The sequence below is a fragment of the Brevundimonas sp. genome (genome assembly GCF_023259385.1).
GTDB lineage: Bacteria > Pseudomonadota > Alphaproteobacteria > Caulobacterales > Caulobacteraceae > Brevundimonas.
Genome location: NZ_JAHFPF010000158.1, coordinates 1 through 8,289, shown reverse-complemented (window position 1 = coordinate 8,289; position 8,289 = coordinate 1). Strand labels below are relative to the sequence as shown.

The 8,289-nt window shown below is 70.8% G+C and carries 7 protein-coding genes; 4 read left to right on the top strand and 3 right to left on the bottom strand.

Annotation, left to right across the window (positions count from 1 at the left end):
- Together Q0C81_RS12500 and Q0C81_RS12495 are read right to left on the bottom strand one after the other, a co-directional pair.
- Positions 1-1,322, bottom strand: a 1,322-nt coding sequence (locus Q0C81_RS12500; RefSeq protein ID WP_291838285.1) for a HAMP domain-containing protein, incomplete at its 3' end; no start/stop codon positions are given.
- The gene (locus Q0C81_RS12495; protein WP_291838283.1) at positions 1,319-2,035 is read right to left on the bottom strand and encodes a response regulator; all 717 of its coding nucleotides are present in this window, start codon (positions 2,033-2,035) and stop codon (positions 1,319-1,321) included. The genes Q0C81_RS12500 and Q0C81_RS12495, both read right to left, overlap by 4 nt.
- Before the next feature lie 131 nt (positions 2,036-2,166).
- Here Q0C81_RS12495 and Q0C81_RS12490 point away from each other — a divergent pair, with 131 nt between their 5' ends.
- The 3 genes from Q0C81_RS12490 to Q0C81_RS12480 all read left to right on the top strand — a co-directional run bounded on the left by Q0C81_RS12490 (position 2,167) and on the right by Q0C81_RS12480 (position 5,492).
- Positions 2,167-2,880 carry an EF-hand domain-containing protein gene (locus tag Q0C81_RS12490; protein ID WP_291838280.1) on the top strand — a complete coding sequence of 238 codons (714 nt, stop codon included), beginning with the start codon at positions 2,167-2,169 and terminating at the stop codon, positions 2,878-2,880.
- A 92-nt stretch (positions 2,881-2,972) separates the two neighbouring features.
- On the top strand, positions 2,973-4,238 hold the full coding sequence (locus Q0C81_RS12485) for a S41 family peptidase (protein ID WP_291838277.1): 1,266 nt from the start codon (positions 2,973-2,975) through the stop codon (positions 4,236-4,238).
- A 9-nt stretch (positions 4,239-4,247) separates the two neighbouring features.
- Entirely contained in the window at positions 4,248-5,492 is a 1,245-nt protein-coding gene (locus Q0C81_RS12480) for a S41 family peptidase (protein WP_291838275.1), read from the top strand.
- Here the strand turns inward: Q0C81_RS12480 and Q0C81_RS12475 are convergent.
- Positions 5,473-6,489 (bottom strand): carbohydrate porin, encoded by a 1,017-nt coding sequence (locus tag Q0C81_RS12475; protein WP_291838273.1) that lies wholly within the window; start codon positions 6,487-6,489, stop codon positions 5,473-5,475. The two genes, Q0C81_RS12480 and Q0C81_RS12475, sit on opposite strands and share 20 nt — an antisense overlap.
- A gap of 351 nt (positions 6,490-6,840) precedes the next feature.
- On the opposite strand from Q0C81_RS12475, the gene Q0C81_RS12470 reads away from it, so the two are divergent.
- The coding region (locus Q0C81_RS12470; protein WP_291838270.1) for a methyl-accepting chemotaxis protein at positions 6,841-8,289 on the top strand (1,449 nt) is incomplete at its 3' end.

Sequence of the window (8,289 nt, the reverse complement as noted above, 5' to 3'; positions counted from 1 at the left end):
TCCTCGTCCGGCAGGCCGGGTCCGTCGTCGTCGACGGTGACGACCGCGGCGCCGTCGGCGGCGAAGGCCTTCACCCGCGCGCCGCCGCCGTACTTCACGGCGTTCCCGATCAGATTGTCCAGCGCCCGGCGCACGGCGGCCGGGTCGGCCAGTACGGGCAGGGCGCCGCCGCCGTCGAACGCCGCCGCCGCCCCGGTCTCGGCGAAGCCCGCCACGCAGTCGGCGGCCAGGGCGTCGAGGTCCAGCGCCTCGCGCCGCTCCGGCTGCGTCTCGCCGCGGACGAAGGCCATGGCCTGGGCGATCAGGGCGTCCATCTCCTCGATGTCGGCGGCCATGCGGTCGCGCACCGCGTCCGGCGCCTGCTCGGCCCGGAAGCGCAGTCGGGTCAGGGGGGTGCGCAGGTCGTGGGCGATGGCCGCCACCGTCTGGGTCCGCTGGCGCATGTGATTGCGCAGGGACGCCTGCATGTCGTTGAATGCGTGGATGGCGGTGCGCACCTCGCTGGGGCCCGAGGGCGTCAGCGGTTCGGCATCGGGATCGGCGCCCAGCCGTTCGGCGGCGTTGGCGAAGACCCGGATGGGCCGGGTCAGCCGCCGCGCCATCCACCACACCAGCGGCGCCAGCAGCAGCATCGAGATCATCAGGCCCAGCAGCACCCTCTGCTGCCAGGGCGACAGCAGGCCGCGCGGCGGCTCGACCGTGGCCCAGCGCCCGTCGTCCTGCTGCACCGAGGCGGTGAAGGGGGCGAAGGTCAGCCGGTCGGCCTGGATGGTGAACTGCTGGATCGTCGAGTTCACGATCGTGCGGCCGTCCCCTTCCGCACGGCGCATGGTGAAACGCGTCGGACCGTTCGGGGACGTCACGACCGCGCCGCTGCGGACGGTTGTCGCGCTTCCCGGACCTTCGGGGCGCACGAAGATGAAATCCGTCTCGCGTCTGGGGCCTTCCGCCTCGGGCGGCCTTTCACGGCGCGGACCTCGACGGCGCGGACCGTGCTCGACCGAGACCCGCACCTTGCCCGGCGCGACGTCCAGCCGTTGGGCTAGGTAGCCGGCTATGGCCAGGGCGATCGGGTCGCCGGCGTCGCGGTCGCTGCGTTTGACGGGTTCATCGGTGATGCGGCGGCGCAGGGGGCGCCCGTCGGAGGTCTCGGCGGTTTCGCCCTTCAGCGCCTGGACGGCGGCGGCCATGCTGAAGCCCACCGGCTTGGGATCGGGCGACAGCACGACCAGGCCGAAGGTCACGGCCTGCGACAGGATCAGCGCCACCGCCGCCAGCGCGGCGACCTGGACGAAGACCGGGACGGAGGAGGGACGCTTCAAGTCGCGGCCCGTTGCCGTTCGACCTTCACGTCGAACATATAGCCCTCGCCGCGCAGGGTCTGGATCATCTCCAGCCCCGAACCGTCGTCCAGCTTCTTCCTCAGGCGGCTGATCTGCACGTCCATGGCGCGGTCGAAGACATCGGCGTCCGCGCCCCGCGCCCGCTCCAGCAGCTGGTCGCGGGTCATGACCCGCCCGGGCCGCTCGGCGAAGGCGCGCAGCAGGGCGAATTCACCGGCGGACAGGCTGACCGGCTCGCCGTCCGGCCGGGTCAGGTCGCGCCGCAGCAGGTCCAGCCGCCAGCCGGCGAAATTCAGCGCCGGTCCGCTCGCGCCGGGCTCCTCGCGCGGGCGGCGCAGCACCGCCCGCACCCGGGCCAGAAGCTCGCGGGGATTGCAGGGCTTGGCCAGGTAGTCGTCGGCGCCCAGTTCCAGGCCGATAATCCGGTCGGTGTCCTCGCCCATGGCGCTCAGCATCACGATCGGCACGCCCTTGCCGGACATGCGGCGGCAGACGGACAGCCCGTCCTCTCCCGGCATCATCAGGTCCAGCACGATCAGGTCGGGCGCGCGGGCCGCGATCGCGCGGTCCATCTCGGCGGCCGAGGCGGCGCCCACGGCGTCATAGCCGTGCTGGATCAGGTAGTCGCACAGCACCTCGCGGATGCCGGGATCGTCGTCGACGACGAGAATGCGTTGGGTGTCGTTCTGCATGGCCGCCATTCTGCCGAACCTTGAAGACGCCGTCATTTCAGCACTGAAACATTGTCCGCGAACGCTGAAATATCGATGCAAGGCGGTGGTGCTTCAACAGACCGTCGAAAACTCCGGAAGGCCCTTCGCCCATGCTGACCCTGATCGCCCTGTCCGCGGCCCTGCTGCAGGATCCGCCCGCGCCGCCGCCCCCGCCGGAAGTGCGCAGCCACTTCGTCTTCATGGGCGCCGGCGGCGACGGTCCGGGCAATATCGACGCCGACGGCGACGGCCAGGTCACCCGCGAGGAGTTCGCCGCCCCCCTGAACGACGCGTTCGCCAAGATGGACAAGGACGGCGACGGTCGTCTGTCGCGGGACGAGCTGGCGTCCGGACATGGACCGGGCGACGGTCATGTCGCTGTCCGGCGTCTGGGCGGCGGAGCCGGCGTGGAACGGTTCGAGTTCCGGCGTCCGGGCTCGGGGGGCGAGCGCGCCGCCCGCATCGAACGCGACGGCGAGCACACCATGGTCTTCGTCGGTCCCGACGGCCCGGGCGAGGATGGCCGCGTGGTGGTCCGGACCCTGCCGGACGGCGGTCCCGGCGTCATCCGCTTCCGGCGAGGACCCGGCGGCGAACCCGGCGGACGCGTCGAGGTTCGCACCGCCGTCAGCGACCACGGCTCCGACGATCTGGACAAGGACGGCGACGGCAAGATCAGCGAGGCCGAGTTCACCGCGCCGCTGCGTGAGGCCTTCTCCCGCATGGACGCCGATCACTCCGGTTTCGTCGAGGAAGGCGAGGGCGCCGGCGAGAACCAGGTCCACGTCTTCGCCCGTCGCGTCGCGCCGGCCGATAGCGAGTGATCCGCACCCGGCGAATTCGTGATTTGGCCGTCATACGGCGGGCGCCCTAACGTGGGTTGATGTCCTTCCGTCGTCTCGTTTCACGACTGACCGTGTCAGCCGCGATGGGCCTTGCGCTCGTCGCGGCTCCGTCGTTCGCCGGGGCGCGCGCCACTGACGAAGCGCCCGCCGTCGCGGCCCCTACCGCCTCGCCGGTCCTGTCCCCGCGCGAACGGATGCGGATGAACCAGCGGGTCTTCGACCAGGTCTGGGGCGAGGTCCGCACCCAATACTACGACCCCCGCCTGCATGGGGTCGACTGGAACGCGGCGCGCGGCGTCTACCGCCCGCGCGCCCTGGCCGCGCAGGACGACCGCACCCTCTATGTCGTGCTGGACGAGATGCTGGGCCTGCTGGACGACGACCACGCCGGCGCCGCGCCGCCCGCCGTCGTTCGCCGCCAGGACACCCTGCGTCAGCCCCGCGCCGCCATCGGGGTCACCCTGCGGCCGGACCCTGCCCATCCCGGCGACTACACCATCGAGTCCGTCCGTCGCGGCTCTCCGGCCGAGGCGGCGGGCGTGACCGAGGGCTGGCGGCTGCATACGGGCGAAGGCCTGTGGAGCCCCGAACAGGATGTGGTCGCGGGCCGCGTGATCAACCTGGCCTTCGTCGATGAGGAGGGGCGGCCTCGCCCTCTGGATTTGACCCCCGTCGTCATGGAACCCCAGCCCGCCTTCGTCGCCGACCGCTCGCGGCCCGGCGTGGTGGTGCTGAAGGTCGACGGCTTCGAGCCCGGGCTCGGCCGCTGGATGGGGCGGGAACTGGCGGACCTGCCGCCCGAAACCGACGTCATCGTCGACCTGCGCGGCAACCCCGGCGGGCGGCTGATGGAGGCCGAGGCCGTGCTCAGCTGCTTCCTGCCGCGCGATCAGGTCTGGGCCACGCGCACGCCGCGCTCGGGCCGCCAGATCGTCATGCGCGCCGGCGGCGGCTGTGGCGAGCTGAACGGGCCGGTGGCCAATCCCGTCGCCGTTCTGGTCGATGGCGACAGCCGCAGCGCCGCCGAACTGACCCCCGCCGCCCTGCAGGAAGCCGGGCGCGCCACGGTCGTGGGTGAGCGGACCGCCGGCGCGGTGCTGGTGTCGCAGGAGACGCGTCTGCCCGACGGTGGACGCCTGACGCTCAGCCGCGCCGACTTCGTCACCTCGGGCGGGGTGCGGCTGGAGAAGCGCGGCGTGACCCCCGATTATGAGGCCGCCGCGACCCGCGAGGATCGTCAGGCCGGTCGCGATCCGGCCCTCCAGGCCGCGATTTCCGCCCTTGCGGCCCGGCCCCAGGGCGAAACAGCCTTGGCCGGAGCGGCTCCTGCGCTCTAGCTTGGGCGGATGATCCGCACCGCTCAACGCCTCCTTGTCGTCGCTTTCGCCCTGTCGCTGGCGGCCTGCGCCTCAATCCCCTACGCCCGTCTGGATGAACTGCCCCCGCCGGTGCGGGTCGCCGACGGTTCACCGGCGCGAGCCGCGCTCAACGCCGAGGTCTATGACGCCGCGGTCGGTTATGTGGAGCGGCTGTTCTACAAGCGCGACTTCGGCGGCGTGCCCTTCAGGGAGGCCGCCGCCTCCCGCCGCGCCGCCGCCGTGGCCGAGCCGGACGAGGACGGCTTTTACGCCCGGCTGACCGAACTTCTGGAGCTGCTGGACGACGATCACACCCACACCCTCAGCCCGGTCGAGCGGGAGATGGTGCGCGCCCGCGAACAGGGCGAGGCGCGGGCCGGCTTCGGCATCGTGGTCACCCCGCGTGGCGACGAGCGCTACGTCGCCCTTGTCCGTCCGGGCACGCCGGCGGCGGAGGCGGGCGTCCTGCCGGGCTGGAAGATCCACACAATCGCGGGCCGTCCGGCGCTTCTGGCCTCGCCGCCTGTCGTCGGCCGGACCGACCGGGTCGTCTTCCTGGACGAGGAGGGCCGGGAGCATGCCCTGGACCTCACCGCCGTCCTGACCCCGCCCATCGCCCGGTTCGAGACGCGGACGCTGGAGGGCGGCGTCGCCTATATCCGCTTCGATGACTTCGACCAGACCCGTTACGACCAGTTCAAGGCCGAGATGCAGCGGCTGGCGGGCCAGCCGCCTCCCGGCCTGATCCTCGACCTGCGCACCAATGGCGGGGGGCAGTTGAACCTCGAAGCCCTGACGATGTCCTGGTTCTTCACCGAAGACCGGGACGTCGTCATCCTCAAGGGACGCTTCATCGACAAGCGGATGCACGTCGATCCGGCCCCGCAACCCTATCTGGGACCTGTCGTCATCCTGACCGGCCCCGGTTCGGCCAGCGCGGCCGAGCTGCTGGCGGGTGTGATGCGCGAGCACGGCAGGGTCACCATCGTCGGGGGAACCACGCGCGGGGCGGTCACCGGCACCCGGGCGATCAATCTGCCGGACGGCGGTCTGCTGCGGGTCGGAATGCTGGTCATGACCACGCCCAACAGGGTGACGCTGGAGAAGGTCGGGGTCACGCCCGACATCGTCGTGCCCGACGACTGGCGCGCCGTCCGCGAGGGGCGTGATCCGGCGCTGGAGGCGGCGTTGGCCGCCGTCCGCGACCTGGCGTCTAGCGCAGCGCCACGCTGATCCGGAGGGAGGCCACGACCAGGGCCGACGCGTCGCGGTCGCCGCCGGGATTGTTCACCCATTGGACGCTCGGCTGCAGGGTCACGCGCCCGAAGGTGTCGGCATAGGTCAGCTCGATTCCTTCCTCGGCGTGGGCGGCGTCGATGCCCTCGTCGCGGAAATTGGCCCGCGCCTTGTTCGACAGCAGCCCCTGATGCAGGCCCAGCGACAGGGCCGCGTCGGGCCGTGACGGGAAGACGTGGTCCAGCCGCACCCCGGTCTGCCAGCCGCCCTCGAAATCGGTGGTGTCGCCGTCCGAAAGCCCGACCCGCAGGAAGGCGCGCGCGTTCAGCCCGGCGTCGTTCTCATAGAAGCCGCCCTCGGCCAGGACATAGGCGCCCTGGGCCTGGCGGTGAGCCGGATCGCCCAGGACCGTGGTGTCGCGGATATCGTCCTGGTCCTCGCCATAGCGCCAGCCGCCGACGGCCAGCCGCACCGGCCCGTTCCAGCCCGCTTCAGCCAGGTAGAGGGCGCCGCTGTCCAGATCGGTGTCCACATGGGCGTCGCCCAGCGAGCCCGCCTCGGCGTTCACCGCCGCGACCTGCACATAACGGCCGTCCAGGTCGCCCAGCCGCAGGCGCACGGCCAGGGCGGTCGAGGGGAAGATGGAGGGGCCGTTGGGGCCGGTCGCCGCCAGCTCCGAGCCGATGCCGAACGGCGGGGCGATCAGCAGGTCCGAGGCCGAGGTGGAATAGAATTCGCTATTCACGTCATACAGGCCGGTCAGCACCGAACCGGCGCCGAAGTCCTGCTCGACCCACAGCTCGTAGACGCGGGCGCCCTGGTCGGCGACCTCGATGTTGTCGACACCCTGCAGCGTTCCGGCCACCGCATTGGGCTCGCCGCCGTTGTTGTTCAGCAGATAGACGTGAAGCTTGGCGCCGCGCAGGCCGATCAGCCGCTCAAGATCGCCGTCGATGATGACGTCCAGATTGTCCAGAAATCGCCCGGCCCTCACCGGCCCGCCTGAGACGACGCCAGTGATATCGGCGGTATAGGTAACCTCGGTCGTCCAAGCGCCGCCTGTGTCCTGAGCCGAACATTGGGATGAAATCGCGATTGAACCCAGAACCGCGGCGGCGGACAGGCCAAACAACTTGATGCTTCTCGAAGTCGTCATATAGAATGTTCTTCACGTCAGGAGAATTGTAGCCCAGTCGTGAGTTATTACACATCGACTTTGCACAGATTGACTTCTACCGATAACGATTTGAACTTGACTTAAGCTTCGTATACGTAGTTTCCACCGAGCAAAAAAGCGAAGTATTAACCGCTTTCGGTGGAATTAGCCTTCATTCTAGGGGGCTGTATGTTCAAGACGATCCGTACCAAGGTCGCGTTCGCGGGCCTTTCCGTTCTCCTGCTCTGCGGATTCAGCGCCGGCGCGGGCCTCTGGATGACCACCGCCCTGGGCGACGCCCTGGAGCAGTCCAGCCATTCGTCGGAGGTGCTGCGCAATCACATGCTGGCCGACATGATGCACGACGCCCTGCGCTCGGACGTATTGTCGGCCATTCTCTCCTCCGACCCCTCCGCCGGCGTCAGCCTCTCCGATGTGCGGACCGAGACGGGCGAGCATGTCGCCACCTTCCGCGAGGCCATGGAGTCCAACCGCGCGCTGGCCACCGACCCCCAGGTTCGCGAGGCCCTGGCCGGCATCGAGGCCCCGCTGCAGGCCTACATCGCCTCGGCCGACCGTATCGTCGACCTGGCCGGCCGCGACCCCGCCGCGGCCCGCGCGGCGCTTCCGGCCTTCAAGACCGCCTTCCTGGAACTCGAAACGCAGATGGAGACGGTGTCCGAGCGCATCGAAGCCGTCGCCGGCGCCGCCAAGGCCTCAGCCGACGCCCAGGCCGCCCTGGGCGAACGCATCATGCAGGGCGCCATCGGCCTGGGCGTGCTGTTCAGCGTGATGCTGATCATCGCCTCCCTGCGCATGGTCGTGGTCCCGATCCAGGCCCTGGCGCACGAGATGCGCGCCCTGGCCTCGGGCCAGACCGGCGTCGACCTGACCAGCGCCCGCCGCGGCGACGAGATCGGCTCCGTCGGGCGTGCGGTCGAGGACCTGCAGGCCCTGATCGTCGAACGCATGAACGCCGAGACCGCCGAGGCCGACCGCCGCCGCGCTGCCGAGGACGCCCAACGCCGCCTGACCGAGAGCGAGCGCGAGGCCCAGGCCCGCGACCAGAGCCTGGTCGTCACCGCCCTCGGCGACGGCCTGGCCTCGCTCAGCAAGGGCGACCTGACCCACCGCATCGACGAGCGTTTCCCCGTCGACTACGAGCAGCTCAAGGCCGACTTCAACGCCGCCATCGCCCAGCTTGAACAGGCCATGTCGCAGGTCGTCGCCAATGTCGCGGGCATCCGGTCCGGCTCGGGCGAGATCAGCCACGCCGCCGACGACCTGTCGCGCCGCACCGAGCAGCAGGCCGCCTCGCTTGAGGAAACCGCAGCCGCCCTCGACCAGATCACCGCCACAGTGAACCGCACCGCCTCCGGCGCCCGTCAGGCGGCGGGCGTGGTGCTCGCCGCGCGCGGCGACGCCGAAACCAGCGGGGCCGTCGTGCGCGACGCCGTCGCGGCCATGAGCGCCATCGAGCGCTCGGCCCAGGAGATCAGCCAGATCATCGGCGTCATCGATGAGATCGCCTTCCAGACCAATCTGCTGGCCCTGAACGCCGGGGTCGAGGCCGCGCGCGCCGGCGACGCCGGCCGCGGCTTCGCGGTCGTCGCCTCCGAGGTCCGGGCCCTGGCCCAG